This window comes from Pseudoalteromonas sp. ND6B, from assembly GCF_000764215.1.
In the GTDB taxonomy this organism is placed as follows: domain Bacteria; phylum Pseudomonadota; class Gammaproteobacteria; order Enterobacterales; family Alteromonadaceae; genus Pseudoalteromonas; species Pseudoalteromonas tetraodonis.
In genome coordinates, this window is sequence record NZ_JQFL01000080.1 from 171107 (window position 1) to 196177 (window position 25071).

The window sequence follows — 25071 nt, forward strand, 5'->3', positions numbered from 1 at the left end:
AACACATGCTATTGTGGTTTTTTTAGCATTGCCCTTAAATTTGCAACCCGAGCTTGGCCTTTTTCCATGCGTTCAGCTTGAGTATTAGGCGCTTTTTTGTTTTCAAAGGCTAAGTCATCTTGTGGTAGCTCTTGCACAAACCGGCTGAGCTCCGTTTGCGATGTTTCACCAAATTGACGACGAATTTTAGCATACGTTAAGGTTAGCTCTTGCTGCGCGCGGGTAATACCTACATAGGCAAGGCGGCGCTCTTCATCTACATTATCCTCATCAATGCTTACTTGGTGTGGTAATAGCCCCTCTTCCATGCCTACCATAAATACATAAGGGTACTCGAGTCCCTTTGAAGCATGCAGCGTAAGTAATTGTACTGCATCTGCTTCATCTTCTTCCTCGTTACGCTCTAGCATATCGCGCAGGGTCAATTTACTAACCACTTCAGCTAACGTCATTGGCGGATTATCGGCATCGCCAGTCAGCATATCGGTGATCCAACGGTACAGCTCCGAGACATTTTTCATCCGCATTTCGGCGGCTTTGGCACTCGGTGATGATTCATATAAATAGGCTTCATAATTAATATTTCGCACTAAATCTTTGACCGCTTCTAAGGTATCGCTGCGTACTGCGTTATTCGACAGCTCAACCACCCAACGGGCAAACCCAGCTAACGCATTAAAACCACGTCCTTTTAGTCTGTATCCTAAGTCGTTATCAAAACAGGTGGCAAACAAGCTTTGATGTTTTTCATTGGCTAAGGTGCCTAGTTTTTCAAGCGTCACCGTGCCTATTTCACGCCGTGGCGTGTTCACGATTCTTAAAAAGGCATTGTCATCATCTTGGTTCACTAAAAGACGTAAGTAAGCCATGATATCTTTAATTTCAGAACGTGAAAAAAACGACATCCCGCCGCTAATTTTATAAGGTATACGGTTACTCATTAACGACTTTTCAAAACCACGCGCTTGGTGATTACCCCGGTACAAAATCGCGTAATCTTTATAGCTGGTGCGCTTCATAAACTTATGAGAAATGATTTCTGCAACCACACGCTCAGACTCATGCTCTTCATCGCGACAACCAATGACTTTAATTTGCTCACCATAGCCAAGTTCACTAAAGAGCTTTTTTTCAAACTCATGGGGGTTATTTGCAATTAATATATTAGCCGCTTTAAGAATGCGCCCTGCACTACGGTAATTTTGCTCTAGTTTTATTAATCTTAATCCTGGATAGTCTTTACTTAATAACACCAAATTTTGTGGGCGAGCACCACGCCAAGAGTAAATTGACTGATCGTCATCTCCTACCACAGTAAAGCGTGCACGTTCACCAACCAGCAATTTTACTAATTGGTATTGGCTGGTATTAGTATCTTGGTATTCATCCACCAGTAAATACCGAAAACGCTGCTGCCAACGCTCACGTGATGTGGCATTACTGCTTAAAAGCAGCGTGGGGATCATAATTAAATCATCAAAGTCGAGTGCATTATAAGCGCGAAGCTGATTTTGATAACGCGCATATAACTGAGCAAACAAGGCTTTTTGTGGCTCTCTGGCTTCGCGAATAGCTTGCTCTGGTAAAATGAGTTCATTCTTCCAGCTACCAATTTGCATTTTAAGTAGATTAAGTAAGTCTTTGTCTTTTTTAAGCTCATCTTCGGTTAAATCACCGAGTAGTTGATTCGTATCTTGGTCGTCAAACAGCGAAAAACCAGGCTTAAAACCCAGTGTTTTTAACTCTTTTTTGATGATTTCAAGCCCGAGTGTATGAAATGTAGAGACCCATAAACCTTTAGACTCTTGCTTTCCTAAGGTTTGCAAAACCCGCTCGCGCATTTCTTTAGCCGCTTTATTGGTAAAGGTAACCGCCGCAATATTACGCGCTTGATACTCACACTTCTGTACTAAGTAAGCAATTTTGTTGGTGATAACTCGTGTTTTACCCGAGCCTGCGCCAGCTAATACTAAGCAAGGACCACTAATGTACTTTACCGCTTCATCTTGTTTAGGATTGAGTTTCATAACGACCAGCTGATTGCAAAAAGACGGGCAATTTTAACGTAATCACTACAATACGCCTAGCCAATAAGGTAATATTAGTTATTATCATTTTAGGCAACAGGCAAGGGACGACTATGATTAACCCAGCAAAACTTGAAGAAATTGCGAAACAGATCACTAATAACATGCCACAAGGTGTAAAAAACCTGGCTGATACACTTGAAGGTAAAACCAAGCAAGTGTTACAAAATAAGCTTGCCGAAATGGACTTTGTAAGCCGTGAAGAGTTTGATATTCAAAGCCAAGTGCTGATCCGCACCCGTGAAAAGCTAACTGAATTAGAAGCAAAAGTAGCGATACTTGAACAGCAATTATCGGCAAAAACAGACGCAGAATAATAAATATAACGCCATAGACGAACCTGCTTTATGGCGCTAATCACTCAGTTATTCAAATAGCTCGTCGAGCACATAGTAACCCGTTGCTTGTTGCTGCTCTATGCTCACCCTTAGCAATTTATTAGCTACTTGCTCACCGGTTATTGGTCTATACCGTTTGAAGATGCCAAAACGCGTTAACAGTGGCAGTACTACCTCACCTAACTTTTCTGCAATTCTAAGCTCTGATCGCTCGCCGACTAACAAAGACGGTTGCAATATACTCAAGCGCGAAAAACCAAGCTGCTTTACCTGCTGCTCAAGTTCCCCTTTGATTTTTAGGTAACGGCTCATGCTATGCGCATTTGCGCCACTTGATGACAACAAACAATAATGAGGAACACCGTTATTGGCCGCCATTTGCGCACAAATAAATTGGTATTCAAAATCAACTTTACGCTGTCCTGCTTCGCTTCCAGCTTGCTTTAACGTGGTGCCTAAGCAGGAAAAAAACACGTCACCTTTGAATAACTCAACGTAATGTGTCAGGTTCTCAAAATCAATAACATGGCTAGTTAATTTAGGATGAGAAAAGTCTAATTGGCGGCGCGATAAGCTCACTACTTTCGTATAGCAAGGAGATGCTAACAGCTGTTGTAATAACTGGCTGCCCACTAAGCCGGTACTGCCGATTATTAACGCCGTTTTAGCCATATTAAGCGTGACTACCCGCTGACTTGTTCAGTACATGGTGTACTGCCTTTTTATAGCTAGTGCATTCTTCTTCAGCGCAGCTAACTACCGACTCTAAATCATGCAGGTGACCGTTTTCTAATCCATATACCCAGCCATGCACTGTGAGCTCTTGACCTCGTAACCAAGCATCTTGAACAATGCTAGTGCGCGATACGTTACGCACTTGCTCAATCACATTAAGCTCAATTAAACGATCAAGACGCTGTTTTTCTGGTAGAGCATTAAGTTGCTCTAAATGCTTTTCTTTTACATCACCAACGTGGCGTAGCCAGTTATCAATAAAACCAAAGCGATCTTCGTTTAATACCGCTTGTACACCTCCACAACCGTAGTGGCCAACAACCATAATATGTTTAACTTTTAATACTTCGACCGCATACTGCATAACCGATAAGCAATTATGATCTGTGTGCACTACCACGTTGGCAACATTACGATGCACAAACAATTCACCCGGTAATAAATCAACAATTTGATTAGCAGGAACTCGTGAGTCAGAACAACCAATCCATAAATATTCTGGATTTTGTTGCATCGATAAAATTTTAAAAAATTCGGGATTAGCTTCGCTCGTTCTAGATGCCCAGCGTTTATTATTTTCTAGTAGGTTATTTAAATTTCTCATTACATCTCTTTTAGGTCGAGGGCGTTAAACTGGCTAAAATTAAAATATTACGGGGTGTTAATTGCTTCTCACAAAATGTACTAACACTGACGTTATAGCCTTGCTGTTGCAAATATAAAGCACGATCGAGCACAAGCCAAACTTCTATTGCTCTTCTAAACACATGTCGAACCAGTTCAACTCGCTCGGTTATCTTTTTTCGCGCCTGCCCAATCAATAAAAATTTATTGTAATCAATATCTTTTGGCAGTTTTAAGGCTTTTTTATCTGCCGCCCACTTACAAAATGATTCAAACGAATCTGAAAATATTGCTTTATTCACTGAGGGCACACTAACATACGCCGACTCACCGGTGAGTGACTTTCTTAAAGCATCAAACCCGAGTCGCCACTCAACTTCTGTTTTTCGTACTTTGCCCACTCGCGATGGAGCCGTGACGGTTTCTTGCAAGGCGAGTTTTAAATCTCGATGAGTTAAATTAAGCGCACTTCGCTTCGCCTGTTCGCTCATTGCTTGATAATTATTCTCGGTAAACAAGTGATAGCAACAAGGTGAAAAACTAATTTGTGTTACTTTGGCCGCACTGGCTTGATGCATAAAAGTTTGATGTAACGCACCGCAGGCATGTAAAGCAACGGCATGGGTTTGTGGGTTAAAAAAATCCTGAGTGTTATCTGTGAGTACATCAGCTTGGCTAAATTGCATAGCAAGCCCCTGTTGCTGCGCACTTTTTTGTCCTTGCTCACATAAGTGAGATTGTAGCTCAATACTGTGCACGCTCGGCGCACCATTAAAAGCTAACATTCGTCCTAAATGGCCTTTGCCTGCACACCACTCTAAAATAGGCTGATCATTGGCAGGTAGCGCACCAACAAAGTCTTGTAGCTGTGTAAACTTTCGTCCTTTAATACCGTTACTAATCCAAAACGGATAATCCGTTCGACTGCTTGTTATGACAGGGAGTGAAGCTAATTGGCTTAATTGCTCAATACCGGGTATGTAAGGTGAAAAAAACTGATAAAGTTGCGCTTGATCAGTATCTAACTCAGCAACGTCCTGATCAGTTAAAGCAGTTAGGGGGTCGTGTAATTCAGGCCACGGTAAACAGTCAAAATCAAACGCAGTACATTGCCAATACGAGCGCGTATTCATCAGTAACGAATCGAGGGCAGTAAATTGCTCAGTTAAGGTCATAACAGCTTAAAATATTAAAAAGGCAATAAATTATACCAGTACACTCGCGCCTAATTAAGCGGTTATTTTTTTAACCTCGCAGAGCAAGGGGATTACTTAACTTTCCCACCTTTTCTATTGGTTAAATTAGCCATTAGCGTGCTTTGAACATTAACCGTAAATAAAGGGGAATAGAAATAATACTAATAATAATGGCTGCAATCAGCATCCAAGAAAGCTGAAGGGTTTCTTGTTTTTTATATTTATAAATAAAATCGGCTTTTACTTCGTCAAACTTTGTTTGGTCAATCTCATATAAATCAGCAATTAAACGCCATTTGGCCATCGACATATTACCCACATTGGTGCTTGGTGGCGCAATATAGTCTTTTAGCACTTCGGCCTCATAAGCTAATTGATGAAAACTACGCTCAGGGGCATAAAACTGCTGAGTAATGGCGATGGCTTCATCCATATTCATTACCGCATAGCGCCACCCTTTTAAACTCGCTTGGTAAAACTTTTCTACCGTATCGGGGTGGTACTTAATCATGTTATCACTGGTAAATAAAATATCTGCGTATACGTCCATACCATAACGTTGTGGACATATAAGTCGATGAGCAATACCTTGCTGATCCATATAATAAGGTAAGTCGGTAACATAGACTTCGATGGCATCTATTTTATTTTCCATCCATGCTTTTTGTAATTTATCGCCTTTGTATATAGCCAACTTTTCGGTATTTATACCGCTGCGCTTGAGCATAGTTAACAACTCAGAATTGCTCTCTTTACTCACTTCACTTACACGTTTATTGACAAAGTCACGGGCATGAAAAATATCAGAGCTTTCTTTGACCATCCAGCAATAAGGAGAAAACTGTAATATGGCAGCCATGGCTACAAAGGGTTTACCTGCAATACGCTGCTGTAAAATACCAGAATGCGCAACCCCAAACTGGGCTTCACCACGCTCTACCGCGCCAAAACTATTTGGTCGTTTTTGATCTGCAGGCACAATAGTGACGTCTAAACCGGCCTCATCATAATACCCTTTTTGCTGAGCCATATAATAACCCGCAAATTGAAATTGATGTGTCCACTTTAATTGTAGTGTGACTGATTCCTGCGCCATTAACTGGCTACAAAAGAGGCAGGCGCTAATTATCATTCCTTTAAGTAACAAAGAGAGTTTCCAAAAAACGTAGTGATTAACGTAACTATATGTAAAGCAGCTGATAAAGCAAGCATCCACAGAAGATGCCTGCTTAAAATAGGATTATGCTAAGGCGAGCTTTTCAAGCTTTTCTGCTTGAGGTTGTGTGGTTAAAAACTGGGTGAAACACGGGTTATGGGTTTCGTCTTGAACACTGTAACCTAGGCGGTTTAAGTGCTCATTAAACATCTCATATTGACTTGGCTCAATAGCAAAACCTGCCAATACATTACCCGTTGAACCGCCATGATTACGGTAGTGAAATAAAGTGATATTCCAATTACTACCCAGTGTATCTAAAAAGCGCGCTAATGCACCTGGGTACTCTGGAAACTCAAACCGCAGTAAGCGTTCATGTAGCTGCTCTGGCGCTTTACCACCAACCATATACCGTACATGAAGTTTTGCTAATTCGTTATCTGACAAGTCGCAAAACGAATAGCCATTATCGGTTAGACTTTGTTTAAGCTCCTCAAGTTCTGCTAATCCTTGGCGCAGTGCAATACCAACAAAAATTTGCGCCTCGCCAGGCCCCGCATATCGGTAGTTAAATTCGGTAATAGCGCGCCCACCTAAAGATGCACAAAACTGTTTAAAGCTACCGCGTTTTTCATCAATTGTTACCGCTAATAATGCTTCGTTCTTCTCACCCAATGCAGTACGTTCAGCTACATAGCGTAAGCGATCAAAATTTAAATTAGCACCAGACAAAATAGCCGCTAAGTTTAACCCCTTTAAACCCGACTGCTGAGACCATTTTTTAAGCCCTGCAGTTGCAAGTGCGCCTGAAGGTTCGGCAATAGCACGGGTTGATACAAAAATATCTTGCATGGCAGCACATATTTCATCATCTGACACGGTCACCACTTCATCGCAAAACTTTTGCGCCAGTCTAAATGTTTCGCTACCAATTATTTTTACGGCAACACCATCGGCAAAGCTTCCTACTCTTTCTAGCTCTACAGGCTCTCCCGCTTCCATGGCAGCTTTTAAACAAGCACTTTCATTAGCCTCGACTCCAATCACTTTGATATCTGGGCGCAGCGATTTAATGTATACCGCCATACCCGCCAGCAATCCGCCGCCGCCAACAGGAATAAATACCACGTCTAAGTCGTTCAGCTGTTGCATTAGTTCACGGGCAACTGTGCCTTGACCAACAATGACATCGGGGTCATCAAATGGAGGGACAAATACGCCGTTTCGCTGCTCAGTTAATTCAAGCGCATACGCCTTTGCGGCATCAAATTGATGACCATGTAACACGACTTCCCCGCCCAATGCCCTTACCGCATTAACCTTAATTTCAGGCGTCGTTACGGGCATAACAATGGTGGCTTTATGCCCTAGGTGTGAAGCACTCAGCGCCACCCCTTGAGCATGATTGCCTGCCGATGCGGTTATCACGACCGAGCCCTTTGGCAGCTTATTTAATTTATTAAAAGCACCGCGTAATTTAAACGAGTACACCGGTTGCTGATCTTCACGCTTTAACCAAACATGATTACCTAATCGTGCACTCAATTCGGCCATTTCACTCACCTCAGTCACCTTAGCTAAAGGCTCCATATTGGCTTGGATAATAGCGCGAAAATAATCGAGTTCTTGAGAAACCATACCTAACTAAGCTCCTCCAGTTTGGCTAAATCACGCACCGCACCTTTATCGGCACTGGTTGCTAGTAGCGCATACGCTTTAAGCGCAGATGACACATAACGATCGCGGTTTAGCGGCTTATAAGCTTGTTTACCACGAGCCAATTGTTTTTGCCTGCGAGCTTCGAGTTCCTCATCGCTTAATGCTAAAGTGATTTCTCGAGTAGCAATATCGATGATAATTTTATCGCCATTTTCAACATAAGCTATCGCTCCACCGCTGGCAGCCTCGGGAGACACATGACCAATTGATAAACCCGATGTGCCCCCTGAAAAACGCCCATCAGTAATTAATGCGCACTTCTCTGCCAAACCTTTTGATTTTAAGTAGCTGGTTGGGTATAGCATTTCTTGCATGCCTGGGCCGCCTTTAGGGCCTTCGTAACGAATTACAACTACATCGCCGGCTTTTACTTCACCATTTAAAATCCCTTCTACAGAGTCATCTTGAGACTCATAAACAACAGCAGTGCCTTCAAAGTGCAGCATTTCATCGACAACGCCGGCACTTTTAACAATACAGCCATCAACCGCTAAATTACCTGAAAGTACCGCGAGGCCGCCATCTTGACGAAATGCATGTTCAACACTGCGAATACAACCATGTTCACGGTCATTATCCCCTTCGTCCCAACGGCAATCTTGGCTCATGGCTTTAGTAGTACGAATACCAGCGGGACCCGCGCGGTAAAACTTTCGCGCCACTTCGTTATTAGGATCCGTTGCATCCCATTTTTTTACCAGCTCACCCATGGTCATGCCGGCAACATGATTAACCGATAAATCAACCAAGCCGGCTTTACCAAGCTCGCGTACTATGGCCATCATGCCACCAGCGCGGTGTACGTCTTCAATATGGTATTGCGCGGTAGCTGGGGCAACTTTACATAAAAACGGGGTTTTACGTGAAAGTTCATCAATGTGTGACATATCAAAATCAACGCCAGCTTCTTGTGCCGCTGCGAGTAAATGTAATACCGTATTTGATGAGCCGCCCATGGCAATATCAACCACCATAGAGTTCATAAATGCGGTTTTATTAGCGATGGCACGAGGCAGTACGTCTTGGTTATCTTTTTGGTAATACTCGCGGCATAAATCAACGATGCGAGCACCTGCTTCAACATACAATTGTTTACGGTCTTTGTGGGTCGCAAGCGTGGTACCGTTACCCGGCAGCGCAAGGCCTATTGCTTCTAATAAACAGTTCATTGAGTTGGCAGTAAACATCCCTGAACACGACCCACAGGTAGGGCATGCAGAGCGTTCAACTTGCTCTGAGTCGGCATCACTTACCGATTCATCGGCACCTTTAACCATGGCATCTACTAAATCGAGTTTAATATCGATATTGGCTAATTTAGTTTTACCCGCTTCCATAGGGCCACCCGATACAAAAATAACCGGTATATTTAAACGCAGCGCCGCTAACATCATCCCAGGGGTGATTTTGTCGCAGTTTGAGATACAAATCATCGCATCAGCACAATGGCCATTGACCATGTACTCTACCGAGTCGGCTATTAGATCGCGCGATGGCAGTGAATAAAGCATACCGCCGTGCCCCATGGCAATACCGTCATCTATGGCGATGGTATTAAATTCTTTTGGAACACCGCCCGCTTGGGTGATGGTTTCAGCCATTAGTTCACTGAGCTGATTAAGATGCACATGCCCCGGCACAAATTGTGTAAATGAGTTAACCACAGCAATAATTGGTTTACCAAAGTCGGTGTCGGTCATGCCTGTTGCACGCCATAATGCTCTTGCGCCTGCGCGTTTACGTCCTTCAGTAGTCGTTGCACTTCTTAATTTAGCCATAGTTACCTCAGTATTTGCCGCAATAAATGCGGGCATTCCTCATTCTTAAAATTGATGAGTAACCACGTGAACAGTTACTCGTAAAATCTGTTAAATTTTTTGTTATACAGCTTGTTGCTGTAAGCTTTGCAGCGTGACATGTTTCACATCAACCAATTTATTTAGTTGACTGGTAAGCAAATAAATTGGTTTATCGCTATCAACCGTCATGGCCATATTATATTGGCCATCGTCCATATTTAGCTGCAAGTGAGTTAAATCAAAACCACGATGACGCACGACACGTAAAAAGCGCTCGATTGCGACACTTTGGCTTTTTAAGGCAATAGTTAAACTGTGTTTCATTGTGCTTTCTCCGTCATCATTTCATCGTTAGCAGCCCCAGGTGGAACAAGTGGCCATACGTTTTCTTTATCATCAATACAAGCATGAACAATGTAAGGCCCATCGCTATTTAATAAGGCTGTAATTGCATCATCCACTTGGTTGGCATGGGTAATCGTTTGCCCCGCAATACCAAAAACAGCCGCTAGCTGCACAAAGTCAGGGTTATCTGACAAGTTAGTTTCGCTATAGCGCCCTTCAAAAAATAACTCCTGCCATTGGCGTACCATGCCTAAACGCTGGTTATCAAGTATCAGTATTTTTACTGGTAAATTATTACGACGAATAGTGGCAAGCTCTTGGATATTCATCATGATTGAGCCATCACCTGATACGGTGATCACAAAGTCATCTTTTCTCGCTATTTGTGCGCCGATTGCCGCAGGTAAACCAAATCCCATGGTGCCTGCACCGCCACTGCTTAAGTGGTTGCATGGATGGTTAAATTTCATATGCTGCGCAACCCACATTTGGTGCTGACCCACATCGCAGCAAACAACACTGGTGCTTGGCATACGCTGGCTTAGTTGATTAAGTAAATAAGGGGCAAATACTTTTTCACCAGGATAGTCGTAGCGCCATGCATGCTTAACCATCATTTGTTTATTATGATCGCACCACGCTTTTGGCGTAACGACGCACTCAAGGGCGGGAAGTGAGGTTTTTAAATCAGCAATTAAAGAAGCCTTTGCGGGTTTACGTTTACCGACCTCGGCTGCATCTATGTCTAAATGAATCACGTTTGCTTTTGCAGCAAACTTAGCTAAGTTGCCTGTTACACGATCATCAAAGCGAGCGCCAATACACACTAATACATCACATTCTTGCACGGCTAAATTAGCCGCTTGACCGCCATGCATACCTAGCATGCCTAAATCATATTCGTAATCAGGTAATACACTGCCCAATGCTTTAAGGGTTGAAACCGCAGGCATTTGCGTTTTATTTAAAAATTGCATTAATTCATTTTGCGCATCAGCGGCATGAACGCCCCCACCAACATAGGCAACAGGCCGTTTGGCTTCACTAAGTAATTGATTGGCGATAGCAACTTGGTTTAAATCAAGTTGAGGTAAGTATTCATCTGCCGCTAACCAAGGTTTAAAAGGCACCTGCGCCATTTGAATGTCTTTGGGGATATCAACTAAAACGGGGCCTGGACGGCCGCTTTGTGCTAAATGCATCGCTTCTTGTAATATTTCGGCTAAATCTTCTGCTCGCTCAACCATGTAACTGTGTTTAGTACACGAAAGCGACATGCCAAGCACGTCAATTTCCTGAAAAGCATCAGAGCCAATAGCAGCGGTTGGTACTTGCCCTGTAATAGCAAGTAAAGGCACTGAGTCCATCATGGCATCTGCCAATGCGGTAATTAAATTAGTAGCTCCAGGGCCTGATGTTGCCAAGCACACACCTAAACGTCCAGTACTGCGTGCATAGCCCACGGCGGCAAACCCTGCACCTTGCTCATGACGAGTAAGATAATGTTTTACAGGCGCACCATACAAGGCATCGTAAATGGGCATAATAGCACCACCTGGGTAGCCAAATACTTCATCTACGCCGTGTTTGGCGAGTAAATCGATTGTTAGTTCTGCGCCTGTCATTAGTAAATCCTCATTCCTGTGTGACAACCCATTAAAAATTTAACTCTAAAACTAAAAAGCCCCCCGGACGGTTAAGTGCGGAGGGCTTTTCAATGCTTAGTTTTTTAAAGCACTACGAAGCCCTCGCGGGAATAATCACCACGATAATAATCAGGACTAGGTTAAGTGCATTTTTAAGCATAAAATTCAGTACCATTTAAGATTTAGTCATTGCGAACATCTTGTTTCGCTGTCTTTTTATATTAGTACCGCGCTCAGGGCGGTAAGTCAACACCAAATTCAATTCAAAATAATTATAAAAACACGCTTACTCAGGTTTTAAAATTCAATTAAACCAGGTTAAATAGATTTTTTATCCCTTCATTTCAACTCAGGAAATTCACTATTCTTATAACACTGAATTCTGGTTTGATTAATTTTTAGTAAGCCACCTCATTTTTATCTAACAAAATTAAAATAAATCGATTTCTTAAGAGTTTCTTAAGTCTGGCAGCCTAGCATAACAACGTTCACGAAAAAGAGGCGTGTTATGAACCCAACTTTCAAACTCAGTAAGCAACCGCAAGAAAATACTAAAAAACGCTTTTATTTTAATTGCAGTGCTAATGCATTCATTATTTTTATGGCTTGTTATTACGGCTTAGTTATTAATATTCCATTTATGCAGGGTGCGTTTAGCGCTATTACCTCGTTGCACACATTTTCATGGCTATTTTTGTTTTCTGTGCCGTTACTACTGATTTGTTTGCTAATCATATTCTTTTCAGTGGTTTCTATTCGGGGAATACTAAAACCCATTAACTACTTGCTGCTAGTGCTCTCGAGTGCGGCGTTATATGGCTCATTGAACTATGGTGTGGTGTTTGATTATTCCATGATACAAAACACCGTCGAAACTGACTCTAGTGAAGCGTTAAGCTATTTAAACCTGCAACTTGTTGGCTTTTTACTGCTTTTTGCCGCATTACCTGTCTTTATTTTGAGTAGAATAAAAATAAACTGCGCTCGTCCATACAAAGAAGTTATTAGCCGTCTTAAACTGCTTTTAGCAAGCTTTGCACTGATTGCATTAGTGGTCGTTAACTTTTACGCCGATTACGCGGCAACGGGTCGTAATAACCGTATTCTTAAAAAAGAAATTATTCCATTTCAATATCTCTCTAGTGGCTACAAATACGCCCGTGACCAGTTACTTTATAGCGATATTGAATTTAAAAATATTGATACCACGCCAACTTTAGCATCGCCAAGCACAACACGAGTTACTGTCATCGTGGTAGGTGAAACCGCTCGAGCTGAAAATTTTTCCTACCAAGGCTATGAGCGTAATACCAACCAATACACGCAAAAACATAATGTCACTTATTTCGATAACGTATCGTCGTGTGGCACGGCCACAGCAGTGTCAGTACCATGTATGTTTTCACTGCAAACTCATGCCAATTTTTCTCGTTTAGACAGTGATAACCAGCAAAACGTAATTGATTTGATACAACAAGCAGGCGCAGATGTCTTGTGGGTTGATAATAACAGTGGCTGTAAAAACGTCTGCACGCGCGTACCTACCATTAATATTGATACCAAAGCATCTGAACTATGTGATGGTAAATACTGTTTTGATGAAGCGTTACTAGCCCCTTTAAAGCACAAGCTTGCCAATTTGAGTCAGGCTAATACGGTTATAGTGCTGCATATGATGGGTTCACATGGCCCTACTTACTTTAAGCGCTACCCTGAAAAATTTAAACAGTTTAGTCCAACCTGCGACCGCAGCGATATTCAAAACTGTAGCGCTGAAGAACTGGTTAACACCTACGATAATACAATTGCTTATAGTGATTTTATCAACGCTCAAGTTATTGAACAGTTAAAGGCACTGCCAGCTAATATTGATAAGCAATTACTGTATGTGTCAGACCATGGCGAGTCGCTCGGTGAAAATGGCGCATACTTACATGGCTTTCCCTATGCATTTGCACCAACAGCTCAAACCCATGTGCCTCTTTACATCTGGGCTGATGAGCATAATCAGCGCATTACAGCCAAGTGTCTAAACAACTTAAATAGCACTTTAGCGCAATCACACGATGCTATTTTTCATACCCTTTTAAGCTTAACCGGTGTTGCGAGTAAAACCTACCAAACCTCTGAAGATTTACTCGCGTCATGTCAAACGATTAACCATAGAGAAACTAAAATATGAATAATAAAACCGTTATAAAACGCCAAGGCCTAATGCGCCTAATTTTTACCTTAAGCCATACATTTAACGGCCTAAAATGGATGAGCCGATTTGAGGCTGCTTTTCAGCAAGAGTTGGTTTTATTTAGTTTGCTAGGCGTATTTGCCTGCTTGCAAGAAATTACTTTAAGTAGCAAATTAATCTTGATTGCCAGCTTATTGTTTGTGTTATTTGCTGAGTTGGTCAATACCGCAGTCGAAGTGGTGGTTGATCGCATCGGTAGCGAATATCATGAACTATCAGGCCTAGCTAAAGATATTGCATCCGCCAGTGTCTTTATCGCCATGCTTATTGCTATTTTAGTTTGGTGGTCTGTGCTATGGACTTAATCAGTAGCACTAAAAAAGTACTGGGGCCATTGTGGGTTTTAGCGGTATTTTTTTTCGCACTCCTATGCTTGCTAACTTTTGCGCGATTAGGTTTAAGTTTGTGGCAAAGTGGCCGTGTATTTACCGAAGGCGCCTGGCACTTTGTTTTTGTAGGCGGTTTACGTGTTGATATAGCAACATTATGCTACATCATAACCCCCGCTTTGTTACTAACACTTGCAGCACATGCTCTCAAATTAACTGCTTATATTCGAGGAGTCGTAAAGTGGTATTTAGTAATAATGGCTGCAATGTTAGTGTTTTTTGAGGTTATTACACCCACGTTTATTAACGAATACGACTTACGCCCTAATCGCCTATTTATTGAATACCTTATTTATCCTAAAGAAGTCTCTAAAATGATTTTTTCAGGTTACAAACTCGAAGTCCTCTTCGCTGTTTTAGCGCTCGTTTTCACCATTAAATTTGCTAACAAAATTCTTACTCAGCAATGGCAAAACCGCTCGTCCCTAGGGGCAATAAAACTATCACTATTAGCTGTTATTATATGTAGCCTAACACTGTTAGGCGCTCGAAATTCATTAGGCCATCGTCCATTAAACCCCGCTATGGTGGCATTTTCGACCGACCACTTGCTGAATGACCTCACGCTTAATTCATCATATAGCGTAGCATTTGCGTTAAAACAGCTCTCCAATGAGCAATCAAGTCAGGCATATTATGGCAAGGTCCCTCAAGAGGAGTTACTCGCCACAGTACGCAGTACCATGCAAAATCCTCAAGCAATATTTAATAATCCAAATGCCCCTACCCGCACTTTTCATCAGGCAAGCTACCAAGGTAAAAAGAAAAACCTGGTTATTATTCTGCAAGAAAGCTTGGGCGCTCGTTATGTAGGTACCTTAGGTGGCTTACCCTTAACGCCTAATATAGATGCACTTTATCAACAGGGCTGGGGATTTGATAACTTATACGCTACCGGCACTCGCTCTGTACGCGGTATTGAAGCAGTTATAACCGGTTTTACACCGACTCCCTCACGCGCGGTTGTAAAACTCGATAAATCACAACGTGACTTTTTTACCTTGGCTAGTTTTTTAGCAAAGCAGGACTACCATACTCAGTTTATTTATGGTGGAGAAAGTCACTTTGACAACATGCGTAGCTTCTTTTTGGGTAACGGCTTTAGTGATATTGTTGATAGTGAAAGCTTCGATAACATTAACTTTAATGGTTCATGGGGCGCATCTGACGAAGATTTATTTACTCAAGCAGATAAAGAGCTGAATAAATTACAACAACAGCAAAAGCCATTTTTTAGTCTGATTTTTAGTAGTTCTAATCATAGCCCTTATGAATTTCCGGACGGTAAAATAGCCCTGTTTGAGCAACCAAAGCAAAGCCGTAATAACGCAGCTAAATATGCAGATTATGCCCTTGGCACATTCATTGAAAAGGCGAAAAAATCATCTTACTGGGACGATACTGTGTTTATAGTGATTGCTGATCACGACTCACGCGTGTCTGGTTCCAGCCTTGTACCTATTGATCACTTTAGAATTCCTGCGGTTATTTTTGGAAACGGTATTAAGCCCAAACGCGATCATCAATTAGCCAGTCAGCTGGATATTCCTACCACCTTACTGTCGCTTATTGGCGCCAGCGGTGAACACCCAATGATTGGTCACGATCTCACTCGCCCTGTGGCCAAAAATAAGCAGCGTGCAATGATGCAGTACGATAAAAACTTTGCTTACATGCAAAATGATAACGTTGTTATTTTGCAGCCAGATAAACCGGCAACCACCTATATTTATAAAAATAAGCAATTACACCCCAGACATAACGATAGCGCACTCATCAAGCAAGCTCGTGCGCTGGCTAATTATGGCAACATGGCCTACAGCAATAATTGGTATCAATAACACCGAAAAATGCCTGATTGATTAATCAGGCATTTTTACGTTACCTATAAAGTAAACTAAGTTAGTATTTATAAAACGACTTAAACTTGGATAGGATTTTATGAACGTGTCATTACGTATTAGTCATTTATTTATGGTGTTATTACTTTTAGCCTTTAGCGTCAACGGCTATGCAGCACCGGCTCTATTCAAAATAGAAAAACAAGGCGCTAGCTCGTATTTATTTGGCACCGTGCATGTGGGTGATGCCAGCATGAAAGGGCTACCACAAAAAGTGACTCACGCACTGGATAACAGTAATCAAGTTGTTGTTGAAGTGGATATAAGTAAACTATCACCATTACAAATGCAACAACGTTCTATGCCGTTTATGCTGCTTACTAACGGGCGTACGCTACAGAGCGAGCTTTCAGAAAAAAATTATCAACTCCTCAAAGACTACTTTGCTAAAAAATCGATTGATATTGCCATGTTCAACAGTTTTAAACCTTGGGCTGTTATGTTGACCATGATGCAAATTGAGTTTCAAAACGCGGGCTATTCAGATAAAAACGGCATCGATAAGCAAATACTCGAGTACGCGCAAAAGCACAGTATTAACATTGCGGAGCTTGAAACCATAGAGCAACAACTACAGATGTTTAATGGCTTAGAGTCATTAAGCAATGCCATGATGGCAGAAACTTTTGAGCAACTAAGCGATATTAATACCTACTTTATCACCCTAGTGGATGCATGGAAAAAGGGCGATATGCAAACCCTAACCAGCTATTACCACACCAGTTTTGATGACAGCCAATACGGTCAACAAAGCGAGCAAGTGATGCTGATTGAGCGCAATAATAATTGGGTCACTCAGCTCACGCCTAAACTTGAACAAGGTAAGGTGTTTATTGCGGTAGGTGCTCTGCACTTAGTTGAGCAGCATGGTTTAATTAAACAACTTCGCGACCAAGGGTTTAAGGTTACTCAGTTATAAACAAGCTTATATAAGCGTCTCACTATGAGCAGCTTGTTGCCCATAGTGAGCCGGTTTAAAATCTTCCATTTTTAAGGTGTGTTCAATCCCTTTAATGGTATCTGCTGCATGATGGTTTACATAAATAACGGTACTCGTTTTTGCAGCACACACCTTTTCTATCAGCAGTAAAACGCGTTGACGATTTGCCTCATCAAGCCCTAAACATGGCTCATCTAAAATAAGCAAAGCAGGATGTTTAACCATTGCGCGCACAATCAGTAATAGTCGCTGATCGCCATACGATAGCTGGGTAAAAGCGCTATTTGTTTTGTCACTTAAACCTATTAGTGCCAACCACTCTTTAGCTAAACGCGTTTGTAACTCACTGGCTTGTTGATATAAACCTATACTATCGAAAAACCCTGAAATAATAGTATTAAGCGCCGAAATACTCACTCGATACTGCAAATGTAGCGTATTTGAAATATAACCAATGTGCTGTTTTATATCCCAAATACTCTCCCCTGTGCCACGCTTAAAACCAAACACTTCAATCTCATTGTTATAGCACTGAGGGTTATCACCAGTAATTAAATTTAATAAACAGGTTTTACCTGAGCCATTTTTCCCGGTGAGTTGCCAGTGCTGATATTGGTTAATCGTCCAGTTTAAATTTTCAAAAATTGTTTGTTCGCTGTAACGCACATGAGCATTAGTGAGCTTAACGAGTGGCGTGTTTGTCGCTGATTTAAAACAGCGCTCAGGCGCATCGGGAATACTTAATGATGTATGCTCTAAATGAAGTAATTTGAATAAATCCGCTTGTTTTGCTGCACACGGTTTTGCCAAGCTATGTTGTAAACGACCATTATTCACATAAGCAAAGTGATCAACAAACGCTGGAATTTCGTCAACACGGTTTAGCACAAACACAAAGCAGGTTTGTGCGCTCAACTGCTGTAATAGGCGGTTTAGCTGCCCAACCGATTCAGAGTCTAAGCCATCAAATGGTTCATCAAGCACAACTAAATCACTGTTAGCAGATAGCGCTTTAATTAATAATAATTTACGCGTTTCGCCAGTAGATAAATCAGTAAAATCACGATTAAGTAAGGCATCAAAATTAAAAGCGGTGATTAACTGTTGGCATAAATCGCTATTTATTTGAGGCTCAGCAAAGAGCATGTCCGTTACTTTTTGTGGCTTTTCACTTTTACGATGCGTGTTAAGTAACTGCTTTTGTAGATCACTTGACACTAATTGTAGCTTGTTAAAGGTACTATGACGTTGCCCGCTTTGTTGTTTTGCTTCACCAACTAACGCTGCTGCGAGTGCTGATTTTCCAGCACCATTACCCCCGAGTAATACCCAATGTTCACCCTGCTTTACTTGCCAAGTTAAATCGTCGATATAATACCGAACACTGTCATAGGTAGATAAATAACCACTAAATTGCTGTAGTAAAATTGAGCGCACGTTAGATCCCATAACAGAGTTAAAAACTCAAACTAACGTAATAAGGAATAATTAAGCAAGTGAGATTTAATCAACCTCAGGTAGAAAAGCATCGTTTAGCGCCGCGATTATGCTTTGCTGATCTATGGGTTTATGAATATGACCTATTGCTCCACAAGCTTTAGCGCGAGCAAGAGCACTATCAGAGGTGTTTGCGGTAACCACAATAATCGGCAGTGTTTTATCGTTATCATGCAAGATTTTAGTGGCTTCAAACCCATCCATAACCGGCATATTTAAATCCATAAAGATGACGTCATAAGATTTTTTGGCGACCATTTCACACGCTATTTTGCCATTCTCAGCGCATTCAGCGTGTATGTTCAATGCGGTTAATAGCTTAGTGAGTACCAGCATATTAAGTGGGTTATCTTCAACGACTAAACAATGTAAGTTATCAGGAATTGACGATGACTTGCTTAAAGTAGTATCCATCTCTAATGGTAATGTTAAAAATACAGATGCCCCTTGCTGACGATTATTTTCAAAACGAATTTCACCCTTTAAGGCGTCAACAATATATTGTACACGGGTAAGGCCTGTTCTGAGTCCTTGAAAATGGTTACTTTGCTCAGTGCTGTCTAATTCTAATTGCTCGATAAGGTGATTAAAGCCACAGCCGGTGTCCTCGACGCTCAGCGATAGTTGGTTATTGTTGAGCGTAGCGATGACTTTCACCTCTCCTTGCTCTGTAAACTTTAATGCATTACTAAGTAGCTCATTAACTATTTGTTCTAGGCGTGCATGATCTACAATCACCGCGCAGTCTAAGCTCGCTGCTAACTCTCTGGTTAACTTTAACCCTTTCTCAGTACAACCATATTCATACACAACTAACACTTTATTTATGGTGGTTAGTAAGTTGTCAGAGGTCGGGTTTAACGACCAACGATTTAAACTCAGCGCTTGTAAATCTTGTAATTCATCTAACATCGCCAACAACCTCGCCGAGCAATACCGAGCTTGGCGTTGTATATCCTGCTGTGAAGTGGGAATTTTTAGCTCATCGATCGAGGTAATTAACCCCTGTAATGGGGTTCTAAATTCATGACTGGCTCGTGCAATAAAGTGCTCTTTGTTATTACTTACCTGCTCTGCAAATTCTTTTTGTTGTTGATACTTTTGTAATGTCTGCAGAACTCGTTTTTCCATCGGCATAAACACAAATCTAAGTTCTAAAAACAATAATGCCAGAGTAAAAAACCAACAAAGCAGCTCAATACTAGAGATCCAATCAACCTTTTTTACTGCTTGTTGCTCAAATAAGCTCACCGCAGTGTCTAATTTTTTAAGTAATGCTTCAACTTCGCTCACAGAAAACGAAGCCAAATTAATAGGCTCCTTTTGAGAAACCAAATTTTTAGCTTGCGTTATAAAGGCCAACACTTCTGCATCTAAGTTGCTTGGGGGGGCATAATATAAATCAAATAAAGGTGTATTTAGATAAACTGCGTCACCTTGCTCATCTTTAGTGAGTAAATATTCATGGGCTTGTTCAAATAACTCAAGGGAGTGTTTTAACGATTGAAGATGTTGTACGTGGTTATCCGTTTGATTAATTAATGCATTGCTATGCCAAGCTATTTTTTGCGAAAGCATACGTTGCTTGCCAGCTATATTGATAATTTTTGCATCGTATTTTTGCACTGAAAAGAAGTATTGCATCAGTAATGCAGATACGCTGACCAACAAGGCAATAGCAACTAAAGCCCAACGGTAACGTTTGCGAATACTCTTAACAATGTTGAACATACACTAGGTTACTTTTTTTGTTTTAACTGTAGCCTAAGCTTAGCAAACTAATTACTAAATTATTAAATATAAAAAACCCAGCTAGTTAAGCTGGGCTCTTGTAACCGTTTAGCGTGTACCTAACGATTTTCTAGTCGATTATAATCAAACATACCAAATTCAACACCTCGGTACTGGCGGGCAACCTGATGTAAAATATCGCTGTATTGCCAAAATTGCGGGTGAGTTCGACGAATCGCAAACTTAGACTTTAAAGCGCGATAATCAGCTTCCACTTGCATTAGCGGTAACTGTTCGGCAAAGGCCGAAACCTGTTGGGCGTTATTTAAATACCAAATTGCAGAAGGGTAATCACCAATAAAGCCCGGAACAATTGTCACCGTATCTTCTTCATAAGCGCGCTGTCCGTCTTCGTTTAGTAGACTCGAAATATTATAGTGCGCGTTATGGTGAATAATTGTATAGCCTGTGTGGCCATCCTGCTCTTTCACTAGCACATAAGATAGCTGTGGCAGTAAGTTAACTGCTTTAGCAGGCATGGTATTAATCGCACTTAATGGTGCGGGTACTTTTTTATAGTCATAACGAGGACTTAAAACGGGCTCTAATGCCTCTTTAATTAAGCCATATAGCTCTGATTGCGGTTCATCTGTTTGATAGTTAATACCGCTGGGTTGACTAAACTCACGATTGTTTTCAAAAAAGGTCGACAAACTAGGTGGTGATTTTCGATACCAACTCTGTTTAATTGTCTCTCGCTGAGCTTCAGGTAACAAAGCTAAAAAGTTGTGCTCACCTTCTAAACGTAAAAAGTCCATGTATAAGCGCGTTATTAATTGATGGCCAATATTGCCATACACATCAAAGCCCGCAACTAACAAGTAATGAATACGCTCAAACAGCGCGTAATCAAGCACCCACATAGTTTTAGGTTGTTGGCCAATAAAGCCTTTAACTACAGTTGCACTATCAAAGTGTCGAAAAATAGTCAGTGCCGCATTTTGATTGTGCCCATCCCCTTTCCACAATAAGTCGGTGGTTAAATGCTCGCCGTTTTTGAACAGATTATTAGCAAGCTCTACCTTGGCTTTTAAGTAACGTTTTTCGCGAACCGAGTATTTGACCCAATTAGAAATCGGTAACGCATTACTTTCCTCTGCTGCGGGCAACTCTAATGCATCCTCATGTTGCACCAGCATTTTACCTACCGCCGGAGTCGCTACCTTTTTAGGATCAGCAAACGCCACCCAAAAATGATCATTAATCACATTGAGTGCTATTTGACCACGACAAACAGGGCCTTTAATAAAGCCCATAATAATTAGCTCAGCTTCATCGAGCATAAATTGATATTTTGCATCTATAGGCAGTGCTTCAAACGTTTTAAACGGGTTTGATGCAAGGGTAGGCTCATAGCTTGGTAAACTAGATACAGTGTAATTTGGCGCAATAAATTGCTGGTAAATACGTGCCAACTTTTCATCATTAAGTTTAAGCGGTAAATGCGTTTTTGATAAAATAGTAGAACGGTCGTGAAGCAGTCGATAATAAACACGCTCAACGTTTGGATTATCGTAAGGGCGACGAGAACTTATTAATTTAATGTCTTCACCAGGGGGAGTACTTGAGCGTACCAACTTAAAAAAGTTAGGTGATTGTGCATCACTAAAGTAGATGTGTGCTAAAAACCAATGCTCATAAATATAGCGCGCTGATAATTGGTACTTCAAACCATCTTGATTTAAAAATGCTTCCCAGTTTTTTACTTGCGCAAGCTCAGCAGCTGATGGCGGCTTGATGTGCGCCATTTTCCCGCCTTTTTTAATCCAGTTTTGTAAGTGCTGAAATTCAGCAGCAGTCACTCCAGGCAAGCCATAAGGCATACCCGCATGCGGTTGCTCATCCGCTAATTGGTCAAACTCACCCATCGTCGCACAACTTTGGTTGCGGCTAAGTGAAAAATCAAAACGTTCATCTAATACTTCATCTTCTGGCAAGGGTGAACTTTGCTTTAATACCAGCGTATTAAATAACACACTACCCGCTAAATTGGCTTCTTCAGTTTGTGCTCGCTCGTTTAATACCGGGCTAAATTCTTTATCACGCCATTGCTCAGTCGTGGTTGCATCAAATAATAATCGGCTCGGCGTTGAGGCTAACAACCGAGTACCATCGTAAACCAACTCTTTACTGAGGCCTCTGTCGATACCTTCAGGAGAAGAGAGTTTTAATTGGCAAGGCGCATCATAACAGCCATGACAAACCACGCAGCGGTTATCGAGTACAGGCTTTACTTGCTGTAAAAACTCAGCCCCAGCACCGCTATTATGAGCAACTATACGATCTTGTGTTTGCTCAGGACCGAATAATTCATTGTAATGTGCATTACCTAAGTAAGCACAACCACTTAAGATAATCAGTACAAAAGTACCTATAATATTTTTTTTCATTATTCAGTCTCATCACCTAAATCGAACGTAGGCATCATATCGATTTGTGGTGATACGAATGTTAGGTTTTCAACAGTAGTCACCACAGCGCTTAATAGAGGGCCCTGTGTTATGGTTAATTGAGCGTCATGCTCGCTTTGCGCTATGGTAGCAAAGCTTGAATTGATGATATTCAACTCATAGTCTGCAATGCTAATGCCTATACTACTGTCAGCACTGGGGTTCTGGCATAGTTGAGTAAGCAGCTCATCACTTAAGATAACTGAAATTTCCAAGTCAGGCTGCGCTAAGTCACGGGTACTTAGTGTTTCATCTAGAATAAATAAAGGAAGTGTTAAATTGCTATCTTGTTCAAGTTCCATTGGACTCTCTGCGCTACTGACTATTTAATTATTACCTATTATAACAACGTTCCAACTTAAATAACGATAAACAAGCCTTAAAATAGCCTCGTTAATTTTTAAGCAGCGGTATCAATGCTGCTTTAAACTTCGTGAAGACAACAACAGGAACGCCAAACTTCACTCATTAAAACCTGAAACCTGCAGCATTACAGTAATTGAGAACTCAACGATCGTTGCTACAAAGCACAAATGCATAAGGTAAGTGTAGAACCTTCATGCTTTACCCTCTAAGTGCGATAAAACTCAACCCAAGTGACAGTGTTAAATTTACACCGAGCTGCTTTACCTAAAATCTTATACCAATTCGCTTAATTAAGCGGTCTATTTTGAGGCAGGAAAAACGGGGTGATAGCTAGGCAAAAAATTCGCTATTTAGTTGTTCTAAATGAGAATTTTTTAACACAGATAGCGACACGTTTAGCCCCAAAAAATGATTGAGTATTATTGCGGATTGGTATTAAACCTTGCACCTGAAACCTTTATTTTATTGCAGGCATTAAAAAACCCGAGGCTAAGCTCGGGTTTTTTCGTATTAATTACCTAGGCTAATTATTACTCGTTGAACGTTGCTACAAAGCACCTACGCCTAAGGTAACTGCGCCACCTTCACATGATGTAAATCGCAGCCATTAAAAAAGGCCACCTAAGTGACCTTTTTCTAACAATTAACTTAAACGTTAATTATTACTCTACGATAGTTGCTACAACACCAGCACCTACAGTACGGCCACCTTCACGGATAGCGAAACGAAGACCTTCGTCCATCGCGATTGGCGCGATTAGCGTTACAGTCATCTTAACGTTATCACCAGGCATTACCATTTCTACGCCTTCTGGTAACTGTACGTCACCTGTTACGTCAGTTGTACGGAAGTAGAACTGTGGACGGTAACCTTTGAAGAATGGAGTATGACGACCACCTTCATCTTTCGAAAGTACGTATACTTCTGAAGTGAATGTAGTGTGTGGCTTGATTGAACCAGGCTTAGCTAGTACTTGACCACGTTCAACGTCTTCACGCTTAGTACCACGTAAAAGTGCACCAATGTTCTCACCAGCACGACCTTCGTCAAGAAGCTTACGGAACATCTCAACACCAGTACAAGTAGACTTAGTCGTCTCTTTGATACCAACGATTTCAACTTCGTCGTTCACGTTGATGATACCAGCTTCAACACGGCCAGTTACAACAGTACCACGACCTTGGATTGAGAAAACGTCTTCGATAGGCATGATGAATGGCTTATCGATGTCACGCTCTGGCTCTGGAATGTAAGTATCTAGTGCTTCTGCAAGCTCTACGATTTTAGCTTCCCATTGCTCTTCGCCTTCAAGTGCTTTAAGTGCAGAACCTTGAATTAGTGGTAAGTCATCACCTGGGAAGTCGTATTCAGAAAGAAGTTCACGAACTTCCATTTCTACTAGCTCAAGTAGCTCTTCATCATCAACCATGTCACATTTGTTCATGAATACAACGATGTAAGGAACGCCAACTTGGCGAGAAAGTAGGATGTGCTCACGAGTTTGTGGCATAGGACCGTCAGTCGCAGCAACTACTAAGATAGCGCCGTCCATTTGAGCAGCACCAGTGATCATGTTTTTAACATAATCGGCGTGACCAGGACAATCTACGTGTGCGTAGTGACGAGTAGGAGTATCGTACTCAACGTGTGAAGTTGAGATTGTGATACCACGCTCGCGCTCTTCTGGAGCGTTATCGATTGATGCGAAATCTTTAGCAACACCGCCGTATACTTTTGCAAGTACGTTAGTGATTGCTGCAGTTAGTGTAGTTTTACCGTGGTCAACGTGGCCGATTGTACCAACGTTTACGTGCGGTTTTACGCGTTCAAACTTTTCTTTTGCCAT

19 protein-coding genes are annotated in these 25071 nt (G+C 41.5%); 5 read left to right on the plus strand and 14 right to left on the minus strand.

Going from position 1 to position 25071, the window contains the following annotated elements:
* Positions 1-8 precede the first annotated feature (8 nt).
* A complete protein-coding gene (rep, locus tag ND6B_RS01195) occupies positions 9-2027 on the minus strand; it encodes a DNA helicase Rep (protein ID WP_033104315.1) in 2019 nt (672 codons plus the stop codon).
* 113 nt (positions 2028-2140) lie between these two features.
* Here rep and ubiK point away from each other — a divergent pair, with 113 nt between their 5' ends.
* Complete coding sequence (gene ubiK / locus ND6B_RS01190) at positions 2141-2404, plus strand: ubiquinone biosynthesis accessory factor UbiK (RefSeq protein ID WP_008112735.1); 264 nt, start codon at positions 2141-2143, stop codon at positions 2402-2404.
* Positions 2405-2452: 48 nt separating this feature from the next.
* On the opposite strand, the gene ND6B_RS01185 is transcribed toward ubiK, so the two are convergent.
* From ND6B_RS01185 to ilvG, 8 genes are all read right to left on the minus strand, one after another.
* Positions 2453-3097, minus strand: a complete 645-nt coding sequence (locus tag ND6B_RS01185) for an NAD(P)H-binding protein (RefSeq protein WP_024602125.1) — start codon at positions 3095-3097, stop codon at positions 2453-2455.
* A gap of 1 nt (position 3098) precedes the next feature.
* Positions 3099-3764 (minus strand): carbonate dehydratase, encoded by a 666-nt coding sequence (gene can / locus ND6B_RS01180; protein WP_024602124.1) that lies wholly within the window; start codon positions 3762-3764, stop codon positions 3099-3101.
* A gap of 10 nt (positions 3765-3774) precedes the next feature.
* Positions 3775-4959: a methyltransferase gene (locus ND6B_RS01175; protein WP_024602123.1), complete on the minus strand. Its 1185-nt coding sequence runs from the start codon at positions 4957-4959 to the stop codon at positions 3775-3777.
* A 133-nt stretch (positions 4960-5092) separates the two neighbouring features.
* On the minus strand, positions 5093-6076 hold the full coding sequence (locus tag ND6B_RS01170; protein WP_033104328.1) for an ABC transporter substrate-binding protein: 984 nt from the start codon (positions 6074-6076) through the stop codon (positions 5093-5095).
* Positions 6077-6220: 144 nt separating this feature from the next.
* On the minus strand, positions 6221-7774 hold the full coding sequence (gene ilvA, locus ND6B_RS01165) for a threonine ammonia-lyase, biosynthetic (protein ID WP_013463863.1): 1554 nt from the start codon (positions 7772-7774) through the stop codon (positions 6221-6223).
* Between the two features lie 2 nt (positions 7775-7776).
* Positions 7777-9633: a dihydroxy-acid dehydratase gene (ilvD, locus tag ND6B_RS01160; RefSeq protein ID WP_013463862.1), complete on the minus strand. Its 1857-nt coding sequence runs from the start codon at positions 9631-9633 to the stop codon at positions 7777-7779.
* Between the two features lie 102 nt (positions 9634-9735).
* Positions 9736-9978, minus strand: a complete 243-nt coding sequence (ilvM, locus tag ND6B_RS01155) for an acetolactate synthase 2 small subunit (RefSeq protein ID WP_028834467.1) — start codon at positions 9976-9978, stop codon at positions 9736-9738.
* Positions 9975-11624 (minus strand): acetolactate synthase 2 catalytic subunit, encoded by a 1650-nt coding sequence (ilvG, locus tag ND6B_RS01150; protein ID WP_033104316.1) that lies wholly within the window; start codon positions 11622-11624, stop codon positions 9975-9977. Before ilvG ends, ilvM begins: the two co-directional genes overlap by 4 nt.
* A 529-nt stretch (positions 11625-12153) precedes the next feature.
* Here ilvG and ND6B_RS01145 point away from each other — a divergent pair.
* The 4 genes from ND6B_RS01145 to ND6B_RS01130 all read left to right on the plus strand — a co-directional run bounded on the left by ND6B_RS01145 (position 12154) and on the right by ND6B_RS01130 (position 17099).
* Positions 12154-13827 carry a phosphoethanolamine transferase gene (locus ND6B_RS01145; protein ID WP_033104317.1) on the plus strand — a complete coding sequence of 558 codons (1674 nt, stop codon included), beginning with the start codon at positions 12154-12156 and terminating at the stop codon, positions 13825-13827.
* On the plus strand, positions 13824-14195 hold the full coding sequence (locus ND6B_RS01140) for a diacylglycerol kinase (protein ID WP_008112748.1): 372 nt from the start codon (positions 13824-13826) through the stop codon (positions 14193-14195). Before ND6B_RS01145 ends, ND6B_RS01140 begins: the two co-directional genes overlap by 4 nt.
* On the plus strand, positions 14186-16120 hold the full coding sequence (locus ND6B_RS01135) for an LTA synthase family protein (protein WP_033104318.1): 1935 nt from the start codon (positions 14186-14188) through the stop codon (positions 16118-16120). The genes ND6B_RS01140 and ND6B_RS01135 overlap by 10 nt, the downstream gene beginning before the upstream one ends.
* Before the next feature lie 100 nt (positions 16121-16220).
* The gene (locus tag ND6B_RS01130) at positions 16221-17099 is read left to right on the plus strand and encodes a TraB/GumN family protein (RefSeq protein WP_033104319.1); all 879 of its coding nucleotides are present in this window, start codon (positions 16221-16223) and stop codon (positions 17097-17099) included.
* A gap of 6 nt (positions 17100-17105) precedes the next feature.
* On the opposite strand, the gene modF is transcribed toward ND6B_RS01130, so the two are convergent.
* The 5 genes from modF to tuf form a co-directional block, all read right to left on the minus strand.
* Entirely contained in the window at positions 17106-18557 is a 1452-nt protein-coding gene (gene modF, locus ND6B_RS01125) for a molybdate ABC transporter ATP-binding protein ModF (RefSeq protein ID WP_033104320.1), read from the minus strand.
* Between the two features lie 66 nt (positions 18558-18623).
* A complete protein-coding gene (locus ND6B_RS01120) occupies positions 18624-20348 on the minus strand; it encodes a response regulator (RefSeq protein WP_033104321.1) in 1725 nt (574 codons plus the stop codon).
* A 119-nt stretch (positions 20349-20467) separates the two neighbouring features.
* Complete coding sequence (locus ND6B_RS01115; RefSeq protein ID WP_033104322.1) at positions 20468-22798, minus strand: fatty acid cis/trans isomerase; 2331 nt, start codon at positions 22796-22798, stop codon at positions 20468-20470.
* On the minus strand, positions 22798-23160 hold the full coding sequence (locus ND6B_RS01110) for a hypothetical protein (RefSeq protein WP_033104323.1): 363 nt from the start codon (positions 23158-23160) through the stop codon (positions 22798-22800). Before ND6B_RS01110 ends, ND6B_RS01115 begins: the two co-directional genes overlap by 1 nt.
* A 726-nt stretch (positions 23161-23886) precedes the next feature.
* On the minus strand, positions 23887-25071 hold the full coding sequence (gene tuf / locus ND6B_RS01105) for an elongation factor Tu (RefSeq protein WP_013463851.1): 1185 nt from the start codon (positions 25069-25071) through the stop codon (positions 23887-23889).